General features: G+C 54.6%; 16 protein-coding genes. All 16 read left to right on the top strand.

The features are described 5' to 3' along the window. Positions 1-34 precede the first annotated feature (34 nt). Entirely contained in the window at positions 35-811 is a 777-nt protein-coding gene (locus FD38_RS02120) for an isoprenyl transferase (protein WP_057730715.1), read from the top strand. Between the two features lie 26 nt (positions 812-837). Continuing rightward, complete coding sequence (locus FD38_RS02125; protein ID WP_057730717.1) at positions 838-1,626, top strand: phosphatidate cytidylyltransferase; 789 nt, start codon at positions 838-840, stop codon at positions 1,624-1,626. 121 nt (positions 1,627-1,747) lie between these two features. Continuing rightward, positions 1,748-3,025, top strand: coding sequence for an RIP metalloprotease RseP (rseP, locus tag FD38_RS02130; RefSeq protein WP_057730719.1), 1,278 nt, complete (start codon positions 1,748-1,750; stop codon positions 3,023-3,025). Positions 3,026-3,053: 28 nt separating this feature from the next. Then, positions 3,054-4,766 carry a proline--tRNA ligase gene (locus FD38_RS02135; protein WP_057730721.1) on the top strand — a complete coding sequence of 571 codons (1,713 nt, stop codon included), beginning with the start codon at positions 3,054-3,056 and terminating at the stop codon, positions 4,764-4,766. A 74-nt stretch (positions 4,767-4,840) separates the two neighbouring features. Then, on the top strand, positions 4,841-9,187 hold the full coding sequence (locus FD38_RS02140; protein ID WP_057730722.1) for a PolC-type DNA polymerase III: 4,347 nt from the start codon (positions 4,841-4,843) through the stop codon (positions 9,185-9,187). Positions 9,188-9,306: 119 nt separating this feature from the next. Further along, the gene (locus FD38_RS02145; protein WP_057730724.1) at positions 9,307-9,579 is read left to right on the top strand and encodes a hypothetical protein; all 273 of its coding nucleotides are present in this window, start codon (positions 9,307-9,309) and stop codon (positions 9,577-9,579) included. Positions 9,580-9,694: 115 nt separating this feature from the next. Further along, positions 9,695-10,168 carry a ribosome maturation factor RimP gene (gene rimP, locus FD38_RS02150; RefSeq protein WP_057730726.1) on the top strand — a complete coding sequence of 158 codons (474 nt, stop codon included), beginning with the start codon at positions 9,695-9,697 and terminating at the stop codon, positions 10,166-10,168. 21 nt (positions 10,169-10,189) lie between these two features. After that, positions 10,190-11,410: a transcription termination factor NusA gene (nusA, locus tag FD38_RS02155; protein WP_057730728.1), complete on the top strand. Its 1,221-nt coding sequence runs from the start codon at positions 10,190-10,192 to the stop codon at positions 11,408-11,410. 27 nt (positions 11,411-11,437) lie between these two features. Continuing rightward, the gene (gene rnpM / locus FD38_RS02160) at positions 11,438-11,734 is read left to right on the top strand and encodes an RNase P modulator RnpM (protein WP_057730730.1); all 297 of its coding nucleotides are present in this window, start codon (positions 11,438-11,440) and stop codon (positions 11,732-11,734) included. After that, positions 11,727-12,032, top strand: a complete 306-nt coding sequence (locus FD38_RS02165) for a L7Ae/L30e/S12e/Gadd45 family ribosomal protein (RefSeq protein ID WP_057730732.1) — start codon at positions 11,727-11,729, stop codon at positions 12,030-12,032. Before rnpM ends, FD38_RS02165 begins: the two co-directional genes overlap by 8 nt. A gap of 44 nt (positions 12,033-12,076) precedes the next feature. Further along, on the top strand, positions 12,077-14,452 hold the full coding sequence (infB, locus tag FD38_RS02170; protein ID WP_057730734.1) for a translation initiation factor IF-2: 2,376 nt from the start codon (positions 12,077-12,079) through the stop codon (positions 14,450-14,452). A 20-nt stretch (positions 14,453-14,472) separates the two neighbouring features. Then, positions 14,473-14,829 carry a 30S ribosome-binding factor RbfA gene (gene rbfA, locus FD38_RS02175; protein WP_057730736.1) on the top strand — a complete coding sequence of 119 codons (357 nt, stop codon included), beginning with the start codon at positions 14,473-14,475 and terminating at the stop codon, positions 14,827-14,829. 72 nt (positions 14,830-14,901) lie between these two features. Then, positions 14,902-15,819: a tRNA pseudouridine(55) synthase TruB gene (gene truB / locus FD38_RS02180; protein ID WP_057730738.1), complete on the top strand. Its 918-nt coding sequence runs from the start codon at positions 14,902-14,904 to the stop codon at positions 15,817-15,819. Between the two features lie 23 nt (positions 15,820-15,842). Continuing rightward, positions 15,843-16,796 (top strand): riboflavin biosynthesis protein RibF, encoded by a 954-nt coding sequence (gene ribF, locus FD38_RS02185; RefSeq protein WP_057730740.1) that lies wholly within the window; start codon positions 15,843-15,845, stop codon positions 16,794-16,796. 254 nt (positions 16,797-17,050) lie between these two features. Next, positions 17,051-18,088 carry a heat-inducible transcriptional repressor HrcA gene (hrcA, locus tag FD38_RS02190; protein WP_057730742.1) on the top strand — a complete coding sequence of 346 codons (1,038 nt, stop codon included), beginning with the start codon at positions 17,051-17,053 and terminating at the stop codon, positions 18,086-18,088. Positions 18,089-18,109: 21 nt separating this feature from the next. Then, the gene (gene grpE, locus FD38_RS02195; protein ID WP_057730743.1) at positions 18,110-18,712 is read left to right on the top strand and encodes a nucleotide exchange factor GrpE; all 603 of its coding nucleotides are present in this window, start codon (positions 18,110-18,112) and stop codon (positions 18,710-18,712) included. Positions 18,713-18,734 lie beyond the last annotated feature (22 nt).

The raw sequence follows: 18,734 nt of genomic DNA on the forward strand, positions 1-18,734 counted from the left end.
TGAGAGGTTGTAAGAAGAGCAATGGAGGTGCACTGTGTTTTCATTTTTAAATAAGGATCAACAGACCGGTGAGGTGGCCGAATTACAGCTCGACGAGCAAAACATTCCCGCCCACATCGCCATTATCATGGATGGTAACGGTCGCTGGGCGCAACAACGCCACTTACCGCGCATTGCGGGCCATAAGCAGGGCATGAATACGGTCAAGACGGTCGCCATGGCGGCCAGTCATTTGGGTGTCAAGGTGTTGACCCTCTATGCGTTTTCTACCGAAAACTGGAAGCGGCCCACCGCGGAAGTCAACTATTTAATGAAGTTACCCGTCGACTTTTTTGGGACGTTCGTGCCCGACCTGGTCAAGAACAACATTCGAGTCAAGGTCATGGGCTACACGGACCAACTGCCGGCGGCAACCCAAAAGGCCGTGCACGATGCCATCGAAGATACCAAGGACTGCACCGGCATGGTGTTGAACTTTGCCTTGAACTACGGGGGGCGCGCCGAAATCGTGACGGCCGTTCAATCCCTTGCTCAGCAGGTTCAGGCGGGTCAATTAGCGCCAGCGGCCATTGACGAAGACCGGTTGAGCCAACAACTCATGACCGGCGACTTGGGTGAGCTCCGGGATCCGGACTTGTTGATCCGGACCAGTGGTGAGGAACGCTTGTCGAACTTCATGTTGTGGCAGGTCGCTTACAGCGAGTTTGTCTTTATGGACTTACACTGGCCCGACTTCGACCAGACGACCTTGGAACAAGCCATCTATCAATATCAACAACGGCACCGTCGCTTTGGCGGGCTGACTAATTAAATTTTTGTGATTGAGGAGCGTAAGATATGAAACAGCGGGTTATTACGGCAGTGGTTGCGTTAATTATTTTTATTCCCATCATCATTGCCGGTGGTATTTGGGTCGACATTGCGGCCTTCGCCTTGGGGTTAGTCGCGTTATCGGAAATTCTAGTGATGCGCAAGAAACTCTTGGTGAGTCCGGAAGCCATCATTTCCGGTCTGGGCATCTTGGCGGTCATTGCGCCCGGCACGTGGTGGGGGAATCTGCCCGGCCATTTGAGTCCCTGGTACATCGTTTACTTGTTCGTCTTATTACTGCTGTTACGGACGGTGGTGTCACGCAACCGCTTTTCCTTCGACGACGCCGGGGTCATTACCCTGAGCATGTTGTACGTGGGGATCGGGTTTCACTTCTTCATTGCCGCACGAGCCATTAGTTTAGTGGCGTTACTCTACGCATTATTTATCGTGTGGGTGACCGATTCTGGGGCCTACATGATCGGCCGGAAATTGGGCCGGCATAAATTGGCACCGCACATCAGCCCGAATAAGACCTGGGAAGGGTCCGTCGGGGGCACCGTGGTGGCGACCATCCTGGTATCCATTTTCTGGTACTTCTTCCCGTTTGGGCACTACAGCCTGCTGACGATGGTGGTGTTAACGCTGATTTTCTCCATCGTGGGTCAGTTTGGGGACTTAGTCGAATCGGCGCTCAAACGCTACTACGGCGTCAAGGACTCCGGCCGAATCTTACCGGGTCACGGGGGCATTTTGGACCGGTTTGATAGTTTACTGTTAGTACTGCCCGTGATTCACCTCTTTGGCCTGATTTAATCTTAGGGCGTTCGCTTGCGCCGGTCACGGGGCTAGGGTATGCTAGGACACAGCGAATTATGCGTTGTGGGACCCTGGCCCCGCACGACTAAGACCACGAACTGAGGAAGGGACGAAACCTGTGATTAAAACGATTATTACCTTTATCATTGTCTTCGGCATCCTGGTGATTGTGCACGAATTCGGTCACTTTTACTTTGCCAAACGCGGTGGCATTTTAGTCCGCGAATTTTCCATCGGGATGGGCCCCAAGTTGGTCTACCACCGGGGGAAAGATGGCACGACCTACACCTTGCGGCTCTTACCCGTGGGGGGCTATGTGCGCATGGCCGGGGCCGAAGACGATGAGGAAGAATTAAAACCCGGCACGCCGGTGAGTCTATTCATCGGGGAACACGATCGGGTGGAACGGATCAACACCAGTAAGAAGTCGACGCTGTTCAACGGGATTCCGCTGGAGGTCACGGCGACGGACCTGGAAAATGAACTGTGGATCGAAGGGTACGAAAACGGCGATGAGTCCGCGGTCAAACGGTACGCGGTCGATCACGATGCGACGATTATTGAGTCGGACGGGACCGAATTGCGCATTGCACCGAAGGACGTACAGTTTCCGTCGGCGTCGTTAGGGCGGCGGCTGATGACCAACTTTGCCGGACCCATGAACAACGTTTTGTTGGCGATCGTGACCTTTATGTTGATGTCCGTCGCCCAAGGCGGGGTCGCCACGGGGACCAATCAGGTTCAAGTGGCGAGTTCACCGGTCTCGGTCGCTCAGACGGCCGGGGTGAAGACCAACGATAAGATCGTGGCCGTTAACGGTAAGGCAACTAAGGACTGGACGGCATTGAGCCAGGCCATCCAACCGTTGGCCAACAAGCAGACCACGTTGACCATCCAACGTGACGGTAAGACGCAAAAGTTGACGGTCACGCCTAAGGGCGAAAAGTCCAACGGGAAGACGGTCGGCATGATCGGGATTACCCAGGCCAAGGATAAAAACGTGGGGGCCATCCTGCTGTCCGGCTTTACCCAGACCTGGACCATGACCAAATTACTCTTTGGGGCGTTGTGGCACATGGTTTCCGGGCACTTTAGCCTCAACGATTTGGGGGGGCCGGTGGCCATCTTTGCCACGACCTCGCAGGCTACCCAGTTCGGGTTAGTCGGGATTTTAAACTTCCTGGCCTTCCTGTCCTTGAACCTGGCCATCGTCAATTTATTGCCAATTCCAGCCTTGGATGGTGGTAAAATATTATTAAACCTAATTGAAGCCGTTCGCCGTAAGCCATTGTCGGAAAACGTGGAAGCGGGGATTACCTTGGTGGGGGTGGCCTTCTTGGTCCTCCTAATGCTCCTGGTAACCTGGAACGATATCGAACGCTACTTTATTCGGTAATTACGTTACGAGAAGGGAATATTGGATTATGAAGCAATCGAAACTACTCATTCCAACCTTGAAAGAGGTACCGAATGATGCCGAAGCTCTCAGCCATCAGATGATGTTGCGGGCCGGTTATATTCGTCAGGTCACCGCGGGGATGTACGCCTATCTGCCGCTGGCCTTTCGGGTCTTGACCAACATTGAAACGATCATCCGCGAGGAAATGGACAAGATCGACGCCGTGGAAACGTTGATGCCGGCGGTCTTGCCCGCTTCTTTGTGGAAGGAATCTGGGCGCTACGACACTTACGGGGCCAACCTGTTTAAGTTTAAGAACCGCCACGATAGCGACTTTATCTTAGGCCCCACCCATGAAGAAACCTACACCATGCTGGTGCGCGATGCCGTGAAGTCGTACAAACGGTTGCCACTGGTCATGTACCAAATCCAGGCCAAGTATCGCGACGAAGATCGGCCACGTTACGGTTTGCTACGGGGCCGGGAATTCATCATGAAGGACGCGTACTCCTTCACGTTAAACGACGAAGACCTCGACCGTATTTACGGGCAAATGGAAGCCGCTTACGAACGGATCTTTGACCGGATCGGCTTGAACTACCGGGCCATCGTGGGTGACGGTGGGGCCATGGGCGGGAGCGATTCCAAGGAATTCTCCGCCATCGCGCCCGTGGGAGAAGACACCATCGTCTACTCCGACGCCTCCGACTACGCCGCTAACCTGGAAATGGCCAAGAGCCTGTTCATCAGTAAGAAGTCCCACGCGCCGTTAGCGGATCTGCAAAAGATTGAAACGCCAGGGGTGCACAGCATCGAAGAACTGGCCGACTTCTTAAAGGTCAAGTCTAGTGAGCTGGTCAAGACCATGTTCTACATGGCCGACAAGGACCAACCCGTCTTAGTCCTGGTCCGGGGTGATCACGAGGTCAACGAAGTCAAGCTGAAGAATTACCTGAATGCCGACTTCTTGGACCCGGCCACGGCCGAGGACGCGCAAAAATACCTGGGGGCTAACTTTGGTTCCCTCGGACCGGTGGGGGTTGGTGAGGACGTGAAAATCTTGGCCGACCAATACGTGGGCGACATGACCAACGTGGCCGTGGGCGCTAACGAAGACGGCCACCATTATCTGAACGCCAACGTTGACCGGGACTTCCGGGTCGACGACTACGCGGACTTGCGGAACGTTCAGGCCGGCGACCTGTCACCGGATGGTGCGGGCGTCTTGAAGTTCACCAAGGGAATTGAAATCGGCCATATCTTTAAGTTGGGGACGCGGTATTCCGACGCGCTGGGCGCCACGGTCCTCGACGAAAATGGTCGTCAAAAGCCAGTCGTCATGGGCTGTTACGGTATCGGGGTCAGCCGGTTGCTGTCCGCGGTCGCCGAACAAAACGCCGACGAACACGGCTTGGTTTGGCCGCGGAACATTGCGCCGTACGACATTCACCTGATTCCGGTCAACCTGAAGAAGGCCGAACAGGCGGACTTGACGGCCGAATTAGAACAACAGTTAACCGCTGCTGGGTACCGCGTCTTGACCGACGACCGGAAGGAACGACCGGGTGTGAAGTTTGCGGATTCCGATTTGATCGGGATTCCGGCCCGGATCACGGTCGGCAAGAAGGCCGGCGAAGGCATCGTTGAAATCAAGATTCGGAAAACCGGTGAAACGGTCGAAGTCATTAAGGACGAGGTGGCCAGCACCATCGAAATCTTATTTAAGGACAACGACTAGTTTGCGCCACGAAAAGACCAGCGCTTGGGGCTGGTCTTTTTTCGACGAGAAGTAGATGAGAAAGGGGATTCCTCGTGGACGAAGATCGTCATAGCTTATTTGAAAAGCTGTTACAACAGTTAGATCTCAGCCAACTCGCTGACCAAGAGAATTTTAAGACGGCCACCCTCGAACGGTTGACCGTACACGAACAATCGCGCCGGTGGCATTTCCAGCTCCAATTGCCGAAGATCCTACCGTATCAAACGTTTGCCACCTTCCAGCAACACTTACAGTTAGCTTTTCACGAGATTGCCACGGTTTCGGCGTCGTTTCAGACCACGCAACCGGAACTGACGAACCGCCTGTTAGGGGATTACTGGTTGTGGGTGGTCCAGAATAGTGGGCTGACCAACAACCTGGTCCAAGAATTACGGCAATCACAGGTGCCGGAACTCGATACCGACCAACGGGTATTGCTGTACGCGCAAAACGAAGTCATTAAGGACTTCTTGCAAAATCAGGCCTTAGGCCCGTTGGAGGACGCTTACCGGCAGGCCGGGTTCCCGAAGTTCAACATTCAGGTCATGGTCGACGAATCTAAGTCGCAGGCCAAGATCGACGAATTTAAGGCGCAACGGGAAAAGACCGACGCGCAGCTCGCGCAACAGGCCGCCGCGGCGATCGAAAAGGCCAACCAGAAGCGCCAAAGCCAACAGGCCAGTGGCGAGGTCCAACCCGCTAGCGGGCCGACCCAGATTGGGAAGACCATCAAGGGTGACCAACCGATCACCCGGATGGTCGACATCACCCAAGAGGAGCGTTCGGTCGTGGTCGAAGGGTACGTTTTCGACAAGGAAATTCGGAAGCTCCGGTCGGGCCGGCAACTGCTGACCTTAAAGATCACCGATTACACGTCCTCCATCGTGGTCAAGAAATTCTCCCGGGGAGCCGAAGACGAGGCCCAGTTTGCCGGGGTAGAAGAGGGCAGTTGGGTCAAGGTCCGTGGGAGCGTCCAGGAAGACAGCTTCATGCGTGATCTGGCCCTCAACGCCTACGATATCAACCAGGTCAAGCACGCCACCCGCCAGGATACGGCGCCGGCCGACCAGAAACGGGTCGAACTTCACCTGCACACCACCATGAGTCAGATGGACGCGACTAACCCGATCGGCGACTTTGTGTCCCAGGCCAAGAAATGGGGCATGCCGGCGTTAGCCATCACGGACCACGCCGACGTCCAGGGCTTTCCCGCGGCCTTTAACGCGGGGGCCAAGGCCGGTGTGAAGATGCTTTACGGGGTCGAAGCCAACCTGGTGGACGACGGTGTGCCGATTGGCTACAACAGTGCGCACGTGCCCCTAGACGGTGCGACCTACGTGGTCTTTGACGTGGAAACCACCGGACTGTCGGCCATCTACGATAAGGTGATCGAACTGTCCGCGGTCAAGATGGAACACAAGAACGTGATCGACCAATTCGAGGAATTTATCGATCCCGGCTTCCCGTTATCCGAACAGACCACGAACCTGACCAGCATCACCGATGACATGGTGGCCGGGTCCAAGAGTGAAGAGGAGGTCTTCAAGGCCTTCCGTGAGTTCTGCGGCGACGCCATCATCGTGGGGCACAACGTCACGTTTGACGTGGGCTTCATGAACACCGGTTATCAGCGCCATGGCATGGACGAGATCGCCAACCCGATCATCGATACCCTGACGCTGGCACGGTGGCTGTACCCGACGCTGAAGAGCTACCGGTTGAACACGTTAGCCAAGCGCTTCCACGTCAGCCTGGAACACCATCACCGGGCCGTCTACGATGCCGAATCGACCGGTCATTTGAATTATCTGTTCTTAAAGGACGCCGAGGAGCGCTACCACGTGCAGTTCCACGACCAGTTGAACGATCACATGACCGATAACGACGCCTATAAGCACGCCCGGCCGAATCACGCGATTATCCTGGCGCAGACCCAAGCCGGGTTAAAGAACATGTTTAAGCTGGTGTCCGAATCCAACGTGAAGTACTTCTACCGGGTACCCCGGGTGCCCCGCAGCGTCTTAGAGGAGTATCGGGAGGGCCTGATCGTGGGCTCCGCCTGTTCGTCGGGGGAAGTCTTTACCGCGATGATGCAAAAGGGGAAGGTCGAAGCCGAGGCCAAGGCCAAGTACTACGACTACCTGGAAGTCCAACCGCCGCAAGCCTACCAGCCGCTGCTGGACTCGGGCTTGATCGCCGACGAGGAACACTTACACGAAATCATCAAGAACATCGTGGATTTGGGGCATGACCTGAATAAACCGGTCGTGGCGACCGGGGACGTGCACTACCTCAATCCCAACGATGCCATTTACCGCAAGATTTTGATCCATTCGCAGGGGGGCGCGAACCCGCTGAACCGGCAGGAATTGCCGCCCGTCCCGTTCCTGACCACTAACGAGATGTTAGACCAGTTTGCCTTTCTGGGACCGGAGACGGCCCAGGAGATCGTGGTCACCAACACTCACAAGATTGCCGACGAGATTGACGAGATCCATCCGTTGAAGGACAAGCTCTATACGCCGCGGATGGAAGGGGCCGAAGACGAAATTCGCGAACGGACCATGGCGACCGCGCACGCGTGGTACGGTGATCCGTTGCCCGAACTGGTTCAACACCGGGTCGACCGGGAACTGAAATCAATTATCGGTAACGGGTTCTCCGTGATTTACTTGATCGCCCAACGGCTGGTAGCCAAGTCCAACAAGGATGGGTACTTAGTTGGGTCCCGGGGGTCCGTTGGGTCCAGTGTGGTGGCGACTCTGACCGGAATCACCGAGGTCAATCCCTTACCGCCGCACTACCGCTGCCCGAACTGTCAGTACTCACATTTCTACACCAAAGGGGAATACAGTTCTGGTTACGATTTACCCGAAAAGAAGTGTCCGCAATGTGGCACGTTGATGATCGGCGACGGGCATAACATTCCGTTTGAAACCTTCTTAGGGTTCAAGGGAAACAAGGTGCCCGATATCGATTTGAACTTCTCCGGGGACTACCAACCGATTGCCCACAACTACACCAAGGTGTTGTTCGGCGAGAAGAACGTGTACCGGGCCGGAACGATCGGGACCGTGGCCGACAAGACGGCTTACGGGTACGTCAAGGCCTACGAACGGGATACCGAGCAGACCTTTCGGGGCGCCGAGATCGACCGGTTAGCCAAGGGCGCGACCGGGGTCAAGCGAACCACCGGCCAACACCCGGCGGGGATCATCGTTGTGCCGGACTACATGGACATCTACGACTTTACGCCGATCCAGTATCCGGCCGACGACCAGAACGCCGCTTGGCAAACCACCCACTTTGATTTCCATTCGATCCACGATAACATTTTAAAAATCGATATCCTGGGTCACGATGACCCGACCATGATCCGGACGCTCCAAGATTTGTCCGGGGTCGACCCGACCACCATTCCGATGGACGATCCGGGCGTCATGAAGTTGTTCTCCGGGACCGACTCGCTGGGCGTTACGCCGGAACAGATTCAGTCCAAGACCGGGACGTTGGGCGTGCCCGAATTCGGGACCCGCTTCGTGCGGGGGATGCTCGAACAGACCCACCCGCAAAACTACTCCCAGTTGCTTCAAATTTCCGGACTGTCTCACGGGACCGACGTGTGGTTAGGCAACGCCGACGAATTGATTAAGAACGGGACCGCCACCATCGCCAACGTGATTGGGTGTCGGGATAACATCATGACCGACTTGATCAACTACGGCCTGGATTCCGAAACCTCGTTCCAAATCATGGAACAGGTGCGGCACGGCCGGGGAATCAAGGACGAGTGGCAGGATAAGATGCGCGAGACCAACGTGCCCCAGTGGTACATCGACTCTTGTTTAAAGATCAAGTACATGTTCCCCCGGGCCCACGCGGCGGCTTACGTCCTGATGGCCTTGCGGGTCGCGTACTTCAAGGTCTACTTCCCAATCATTTACTACGCCGCTTACTTCTCCGTGCGGGCCGACGATTTCGACGTCGTGGCCATGGCGCAGGGGAAGACGGCGGTTAAGGCCGCGATGAAAGCCATCAACGACCAGGGAATGGACGCCTCGGCTAAGGACAAGAACCTGTTAACGGTCTTGGAACTGGCCAACGAAATGTTGGAACGGGGCTATGACTTTAAGATGATTGACCTGGAAAAGTCCGATGCGGCCGACTGGATCATCGACGGTAATACGCTGATTGCGCCGTTTAGAGCGGCTCCCGGGCTGGGCTTGAACGTGGCGAAGCAAATCGTCGCCGCCCGAAACGACCGACCGTTTATCTCTAAGGAAGATCTGGCCAAGCGGGGGAAGGTCTCAAAGACGCTGATCGACTTCATGACCGAAAACGGTGTGTTGAACGGCTTGCCCGACGAAAATCAACTGAGTTTGTTCGATGATCTGATGTAACCCCCGATTTGCGGGATTTACCCCATAGGAAGCGCTTACAAAATCCGTTAAACGTGCTATACTGAGATTGAGGAAATTAAGTACTTAATCACAGACAATCACGAAAGCGGGTGCTTCCCATGTTACGACAATTCGTTCGGTTACCAGACGGCTGGTTGTTCTTCGCGGGGTATTGCTTGATTGCGTTAGGGTACGTGTTCTGTGGCCTGATGGCAAGTGTCGTCGCGACGCCATTTTTAGCCCTGGTGATTGCATACTTTTTCATCGCCTTTCTGCTCACCTTGATCAAGGTGTTGGGGTTACGGCGACTCGAGTTGGCTCAGTTAAATTTCCTGGTTTTTGAATTTATTACCATTGCGGGCTTCATCATTGTGCTGGCAACCTGCGAGTAAGTTGCAATTACGGCGCAGTTGTAGTAAAGTTAAGAATGTAATTAAACTCGTTTTTAAATGAGTGAGCAGCCATGCTCACTCTTTTTAATGGATAAATATAGGAGGCGGAATATAGTTGAGTACAGTTGTCGAGACCGTGACGAACTTGGTCCAACCGATCATGGCCCGTCACCAATTCGAACTGGTCGATGTGGAATTCGTAAAGGAAGGTAAGGGTTGGTACCTGCGCGTCTATATTGACAAGCCTGGTGGAATCAACATTGAAGAGTGTGCGTTGGTCAGCGATGAGTTGTCCGAACAATTAGACGCTTTGGATCCTGATCCGATTCCGCAAGCCTACTTCTTAGAAGTGTCTTCCCCCGGTGCCGAACGGCCACTGAAGAAGCCGGAAGACTTCGAAAAGGCCGTGGGCCAGTACATTCACGTGTCCCTTTACCAAAAGATTGGTCAGAGTAAGGTGTACGAAGGCACGTTGGAAAAGTTGACCGCTGAACAGTTGGACTTGAAGGTGAACCTGAAGGGGCGTTTTAAGACCTTCGAAATTCCCCGCTCGGCCATTGCTCAAGCGCGGTTAGCCATCAAGTTCTAAAGTTAAGGAGCGAAAGACAACATGAGTAAAGAATTACTGGGCGCCTTAGACGTCCTCGAAACGGAAAAGGGTATCAAAAAAGAAGTTGTGATTGAAGCCCTCGAAGCCGCCTTGGTTTCGGCCTACAAGCGCAACTACGACCAAGCCCAAAACGTTGAAGTCAACTTTGACCAACGCAAGGGTGACATTCACGTGTTCGCCGTGAAAAAAGTGGTGGACCAGGTGTACGATTCTCGGCTGGAAGTCAGCTTAGACGACGCTTTGGCCATCAACAAGGGCTACGAACTCGGTGACGACATCAAGTTTGAAGTCACGCCCAAAAACTTTGGCCGAATCGCCGCCCAAACGGCTAAGCAGGTCATCATGCAACGGGTTCGGGAAGCCGAACGGAACATCATTTACGACCAATACAGCCAATACGAAAACGAAATCGTGACCGGGGAAGTCGAACGGCAGGATTCCCGCTTCGTTTACGTGAACTTAGGGAAGGTCGAAGCCGTGATGGGGCGGCAGGACCAGATGCCAAACGAAACCTACCGCATTCACGACCGGATCAAGGTTTACGTGACCCGGGTGGAAAATGCTACCAAGGGGCCACAGGTCTTTGTCAGCCGGACGGCTTCGGATCTCTTGAAGCGCTTGTTCGAACAAGAAGTTCCCGAAATTTATGACGGGACCGTGGAAATCATGGCCATCGCCCGTGAAGCCGGTGACCGGGCCAAGGTTGCCGTACGGTCGAACAACCCCGACATCGACCCCGTGGGGACCAGTGTGGGTCCGCGGGGCCAACGAGTCCAAACCATCGTCAACGAACTGGGTGGCGAAAACATGGACATCGTGGAATGGACCGACGACGAAGCTAAGTTCATTGCCAACGCGTTGAACCCCGCCGAAGTGTTGGACGTCATTTTTGACCCCAACAACGAACGGGCTTGTGAAGTCGTCGTGCCGGATTATCAATTGTCCTTGGCCATCGGGAAACGGGGCCAAAACGCGCGGTTAGCCGCAAAGTTAACGGGCTACAAGATTGATATTAAATCAGAATCCGAAGCATCTGCTATAATGGAAGCGGAACAAAACGAAGCACCAGCCGCGGACACGCCAGCAGAGTCAGCTGACGCGGATGAGTCGACCGACACAACGCCGGATACGAGTGACGATGCTCCAACTGCCGCTGACCAAGACGACGCGGCAGACGCATCCGTGGACGACACGCCGGACGACGATCAACCAACGGCATAGGCCACGGCTAAAGGAGGTTTTGGAGCCATGAAACAACGAAAGATCCCGATGCGTAAAGACATCGTTACGGGAGAAATGGCACCCAAGAAACAACTGGTTCGCGTGGTTCGTAATCAAGCCCAAGAAGTCAGTCTTGATCCGACGGGGAAACAATCCGGTCGGGGCGCCTACATTAGTTTAGACGTCGACGTGGCGAAACGGGCCAAGAAGGAACGGACCTTTGATCACGTGTTTGGCGTGAAGATCGACGACCAATTTTACGACGATTTGATCGCTTACGTGGATCATCAACAGGCGCGGCGGGAACTTTTCGACCATGACTAATTCCCAGCGAGCGCTACAATTATTGGGCCTAGTACGGCGCGCCGGTAAATTGATTACCGGCGAAACCTTCGTGTTAGCGGCGGTCAGGGACGGTTCGGCGAAGTTGGTCTTACTCGCGAGTGATGCGGGGGCCAGCAGTCAAAAGCAGTTCCGCGATAAAACCACCAGTTATCACGTGGCCTTAAATGAAACGTTTACGAAGGACCAGTTGAGCACGGCCATCGGGTCGGCGCGCACGGTCCTTGCCATCACCGATCCGGGATTTGTCCGGAAGTTACAACAATTACTTGCTGACTAATCCGTGACGTTCTCGTGATCGGATTTATTAAGGAGAGTGATGATATGGGGAAAAAGCGCATTTATGAACTTGCCAAAGAAATTAATGTCTCCAGTAAACAACTTATCGCGACAGCTGAGGAAAAGGGCTTTCCGGTAAAAAACCATATGTCAACGCTCGGCGAGAACGAAGAACGTCAATTACGGGCTGCTTTTCGGCCTAAGGCTCAGCAGAAGCCGGCACCTAAGCCGCGGTCAGCCGCTCGGCAAACGGCAGCGCAACCGCGGCAGCATGCTGCTCAGTCAGCAGGTCATTCGTCACACGCAGCACAGTCACCGCGGTCTACGGACCGTCGTCAGTCCCCAGCAGCCCCAGCGGCCAACCATTCTGCTCAGCAGAAGACGCGGCCAGCAACGGGTCAGCAACACAATAAAAATAACGGCCAGACCGGAAAGCAACACGGGACGTCTAACTCCGGTACCGGCAGATTTGGTGGAAGCTTGAATAATAATACAAATAATAATGGACGCCGTGGCGGGAACAACAGCCGTGGCGGGCGGAATAACCGCAATAACCGGAACAATCGTCGGCGCAACAATAACAATAACCGTTACAAGAAGAACCAACGGATTAAAGATGTGAACCAACATAAGGGTGCCCCAGAACGGAAGAACAAGGCGTTACCAGATGTTTTGCTCTACAGCGACGGGATGAACGCCCAAGACTTGGCGAAATTATTACACCGGTCTTCGGCCGAAATCGTCAAGAAGCTCTTCATGTTGGGTGTGATGGTCAACCAGAACCAATCCCTGGATAAGGACACCATCGAAATCCTGGCTTCCGATTACGGCATTGAAGCGAAGGAAAAGGTCCAAGTGGACGTTTCCGATATCGACAAGTTCTTCGATGCTGAAATGGCCAACACGGACCATCAAGTCACGCGGGCACCCGTTGTGACCATCATGGGGCACGTTGACCACGGGAAGACCACGTTACTGGACCACTTACGGCACTCCCACATTACGGCGGGAGAAGCTGGGGGGATCACGCAGGCCATTGGGGCGTACCAAGTCCACTACAATGACAAGTTGATCACCTTCTTGGATACGCCAGGACACGCGGCCTTTACCGAAATGCGGGCCCGTGGGGCGGAAATCACCGACATTACCATCTTGGTCGTAGCGGCCGACGATGGGGTCATGCCGCAAACCATCGAAGCCATTCACCATGCCAAGGCAGCCGGTACGCCGATCATCGTGGCGGTCAACAAGATCGATAAGCCAGGGGCTAACCCGAACCACGTCATGGAACAATTGACGGAATACGAATTGATTCCAGAAGACTGGGGTGGCGACACCATCTTCGTCAACATCTCGGCGAAGTTTGGCAAGAACATCGACGAATTACTCGACATGATCCTCTTACAAGCGGACGTGATGGAATTAAAGGCGAACCCGGATCAAAACGGGGCCGGTTCCGTGATCGAAGCCCGGTTGGACCAAGGGAAGGGCTCCGTAGCCACCCTGCTGGTTCAACAAGGGACCTTACACGTCGGGGATCCAATCGTGGTCGGCAATACCTTTGGCCGGGTCCGGACCATGACCAACGAACGTGGTCGGGCCATCAAGGATGCCGTGCCATCGACGCCAGTGGAAATCACCGGGTTAAGCGACGTGCCAGAAGCCGGGGACCGCTTCGTGGTCTTCAACGACGAAAAGACGGCGCGGGCTGCCGGTGAAGAACGGGCGAAGGATGCCTTAGTAAAGGAACGGCAAAACACCAGCCACGTCACGCTGGACAACCTGTTCGATTCCTTAAAGGAAGGCGAAATGAAGGAAGTCGACGTGATCATTAAGGCCGACGTCCAAGGTTCCGTCGAAGCCTTAGTCGGGAGTTTGCAAAAGATTGATGTTTCCGGTGTCCGGGTCAACATCATCCACTCCGCCGTGGGGGCCATTAACGAAAGTGATGTGACCTTAGCGGAAGCCTCAAATGCCATCATTATCGGGTTCAACGTGCGGCCAACGCCACAGGCACGGTCGCAAGCCGATAGCGATAAGGTCGACATTCGCCTGCACAACGTCATCTACAACGCCATCGATGAAATCGAAGCGGCGATGAAGGGGATGCTGGAACCGGTCTACGAAGAACAAGTGATCGGGCAAGTTGAAATTCGGCAAATTTACCACGCCTCTAAGGTCGGCACGATTGCCGGTGGGATGGTCACTGACGGAAAGATTACGTCCGACAGTGACGTCCGCTTGATTAGAGACGGTGTCGTGATTTATGAAGGTAAGTTGGGTAGCTTGAAGCGGTTCAAGGACGACGCTAAGGAAGTTAAGCAAGGCTTTGAACTCGGGTTAACCATCGAAAACTACAACGACATTAAGGTCGATGATGTGATCGAAGCTTACGTCATGAAAGAAGTTCCGGTTAAATAAAGAACGGAGGCACAACGTTAATGGCACAATATCGAGTTGGTCGCTTAGAACAAGAGATCCAGCGTGAAGTCACGGACATCCTGTTAAAACGGGTCCGCGACCCCCGCGTCGAAGGCGTTACCGTTACGGGTGTGGAAGTTACGGGTGACTTGCAAGAAGCCACGATTTATTACAGCATTTTATCGGACAAAGCCTCGTCCGCCGAAAAGACGGCCCAGGGCTTGAAGAAGGCCACGGGACTGATTCGGTCCGAACTAGGGTCACGGTTGAGTATCTACAAGACACCGGAACTCTTCTTCGAACAGGATAAGTCGGTGCAATACGGTAGCCGGATCGATGAACTGTTAAATGATCTCCACCACCAAGACCACGCCTAAACGCGGTCGTTAAGAGCGTGAGGACGCTGATCAGCACAGATCAGCGTCCTTTTTTGAAATGGAGGACTAGAAGTGAACGGAATTATCCCCCTGTACAAGGAACGGGGCCTCACGAGTTTTGACTGTGTCGCCAAGCTCCGCCACATTTTGCATACCAAGAAGGTCGGCCATAGCGGGACATTAGATCCCGGCGTGGACGGCGTCTTACCCATTTGCATCGGGTCGGCGACCAAGGTCGTGCCGTACCTGATGGCGTCGGGAAAGGTCTACCGGGGCCAGGTAACACTGGGCTTTGCGACCACCACCGAGGACCTGGACGGCGACGAGGTGGCCCGGCAGGCCCTCACCCGGCCGTTTACGGCGGCCGAGTTACAGGCCGCCGCGGCGCACCTTACCGGAACGATTCAACAGACGCCCCCCATGTACTCGGCGGTCAAGGTTCACGGCCGGAAACTTTACGAGTACGCCCGGGCGGGTGAGACCGTAGAACGGCCCACTCGGACCATTACGGTGACGGCCTTTACGTTAAAGGACGCGGGGAGTTTCGACGCGGCCACGGGGACCCAGACGATTGATTTTGAGGTCAGTTGTTCGAAGGGCACCTACGTTCGCACCTTGGCGGTCGACCTGGGACGTCAGTTGCAGGTGCCGGCCGTGATGGCCTCGTTGACCCGCTTGAAGAGCGGGGGCTTCACCCTAGATCAAGCCGTGACGTTAGACCAAGTGGCCGCGGCGATGGCCGACGACGACCTGACGACGGTCTTGCGGCCCATCGACTACGCCCTGCAGGATTACCCGCACGTAGCGTTGTCCGAGAAGCTCTGGGGTCTGGTTAAAAACGGGGTGTTTTTAAGCCCCGCGGAGCTCAGTGTGGACCCCAATACCGTGGCCACGGTAGCGCTGAGCTACCAAGGCGAGACCAAGTGTCTGTATCAATGGTCGACAGAAAAACAACAGTATAAACCGCTAAAAATGTTCGCGGTGGATTAAAGCGAAGGAGAGAACAGCCGTTTATGGAAGTTATTCGAATACATCATCCCCTGGATCCCCGGAAGATTCCCGCAGATCCGGTGGTCTTAGCCATGGGGTTCTTTGACGGGGTCCATTTGGGGCACCAAGCCGTGATCAACCGGGCGAAGGTGCTGGCCCAAAAGCGGGGCGTCAAGTTAGCCGTGCTAACGTACGATCACCATCCGGCGTTAGTTTACCGGGCGCTGACGAACGACGACCGGAAGTATCTGAGTCCGGAACCCCGGAAGTTACGCCAGCTAGAACGGCTGGGGGTCGACCGGGTCTTCTGGGTGAACTATACCGGTGAATTTGCGGCCCAGACGCCCCAGGAGTTCGTCGACCACTACCTGGTCCCGTTTCACACGGTCGTGGCGGTCGCGGGCTTTGACCACACTTACGGCCCCAAGGACGTGGCGACCATGGCGCGCCTGCCCGAATACGCCCAGGGGCGCTTTGACGTGGAAACGGTCCCGGCCGAAACGCTGGCGAACGGGAAGGTCAGTTCGTCCCGGATTCGAGCAGCGCTAACGGCCGGCGACATTGACCTGGTGAACCAACTGTTAGGCTACACCTATCGCACCACCGGCTTAGTGGTCCACGGGGAAGCGCGCGGCCGGACCATCGGGTACCCGACGGCTAACGTCCTGGTCCCGGAGAATCAATGGATTCCGGGAATCGGCGTGTACACGGCCCGGTTGAAGGTCGGGGCCATCTGGTATCCCGGGATGGTCTCGGTCGGGCGCAACGTGACCTTCGGGGACAACCGACCGATCACGGTGGAAATGAATTTACTGGACTTTCACGGCAACCTTTACGGTGAATCCGTGGCCGTCGAGTGGCACCACCGGTTGCGGGGCGAGGTAAAATTTGCCGACGCGGCCGGGCTAGTGGCGCAATTAAACCAAGATGAGGCGGAGACGCGCGCGTACTTTGCGCAAGTTGCCCGCCACGAATAGCGAAGTGGGTCAACCCTGATAAATGATTAGGGTTGGCCATTTTGCTGTGCTAAACTAACGGTCTACTGAGCTGAGAACGGGTTAAACTTGGCAGTATGCGACCGATTTGTGCGGGTCAACCGGCGAAATTAGCACTTAACTAAAGAGATTGCTAAATTTCTTGCTGGATTTCTTGACTTAAAAACGCGATTTTGCTACATTATATATGTGTCTTAGCACTTGAAAGATTGAGTGCTAAAAAAGGGGTGATTGTGATGCTGTCAGAAAGACAGATGATGATTCTGCGAGCCGTTGTCCGTGATTTCACCAACAGTGGTGTTCCGGTGGGGTCCAAGGCACTAGCTAAGCAGTTACCCATCCACGTCAGTTCGGCGACGATTCGTAACGAAATGGCGGCACTCGAAGACCAGGGGTTGATTCGCAAGACCCATTCGTCTTCCGGGCGGATTCCGTCCGTGGAAGGTTATCGCTATTACGTGGACCATTTGGTTAAGCCGGACCCGTTGCGGCCCAACGACTTAAATATGATCCAATCGTCATTGGGCGGGGACTTCCATAAGATTGACGAGATTATCTCGCAATCGGCCACCATTTTATCGAATCTAACCAGCTACACGGCCTTTACCTTAAAGCCAGAGTTAAAGGACAGCCGCTTAAGCGGTTTTCGGTTGGTCCCCTTGGGCCACCGGCAGGTCATGGCGATTCTGGTGACCGATAGTGGGGACGTGGAGAATCAAACGTTTGATGTGACCGAAGCGGTGACGGGTGAGCAACTGGAAGCCGTCGTTCGCTTGATTAACGATCAGTTAGTCGGGTTGACCTTACCAGAAGTCTTACAGAAGTTACGGACCGATATTCCCGCCAAAATCACGCACTACCTGCAAAGCCCCCAAGGGTTCTTGGACATCTTTGGCGATGTCTTGACCAGAGCGGCGCAGGAGCGCTTCTACGTCGGCGGTCGGTTGAACCTGTTGAACTTCTCGCAAGACAGTGACGTTGATTCCTTAAAGGCGTTGTATTCGTTGATCGATAAGACGGATGACATCGCCAACGTCTTGGGTCAGCCACGGGATAACATTTCCGTGCAGATTGGTAACGAAATGACTAACGACGCGTTGCGTAATTATAGTTTGATTACGGCAACCTACGACGTTAATCAGCACGGTCGCGGAATGATCGCCATTTTAGGCCCCACGCGGATGCCGTATTCGCGGATGTTGGGGCTAGTTGGCGCGTTTCGGGAAGAGCTCGCGAAAAAACTACTCGATTATTATCGTTATTACGACGAGTAACAGAAAGGAAGGGGTTCATTCGTGGCTGATAAGCAACCAGAATCTACTGAAGCCAAACAAGCTCAGCAGGCAACACCAGATCAACCAGCGGACGGGAAGACCCAAGCGTCGAACGCCGCCGAACAACCAACCACTAAGGCTGAAAAGCAGGCCACTAAGCCGGATCCACAAGCAGCCGAGTTAGCGGAATTGAAGCAGAAGTCTTCTGCCATGGAGGACAAGTACCTTCGGGCCGAAGCCGAGATTCAAAACATGCAAACCCGGTTCCAAAAGGAACAAGCTACGTTGATCAAGTACGACGGTCAACAACTGGCGAAGGACATCTTACCGGTGATCGATAACCTCGAACGGGCCCTGGCCGTTGAAGCCAAGGACGAGGCGGCAGCGGGTCTGAAGAAGGGTGTTCAGATGACCTACGATCACTTGGAAGACGCCTTAAAGCGCAACCACGTGACCGAAGTGGCGGCGTTGGGTCAAAAGTTTGACCCGACCTTACACCAGGCCGTACAGACGGTTCCGGCCAGCGATGACCAACCGGCTGAAACGGTGGTTCAGGTGCTCCAAAAGGGGTACCAATTAAAGGACCGGGTGTTACGGCCAGCCATGGTCGTTGTGGCACAATAACTAAAAAAATCTAACAATAAAA

It is taken from the genome of Levilactobacillus zymae DSM 19395, from assembly GCF_001434115.1.
Classification (GTDB): Bacteria; Bacillota; Bacilli; order Lactobacillales; family Lactobacillaceae; genus Levilactobacillus; species Levilactobacillus zymae.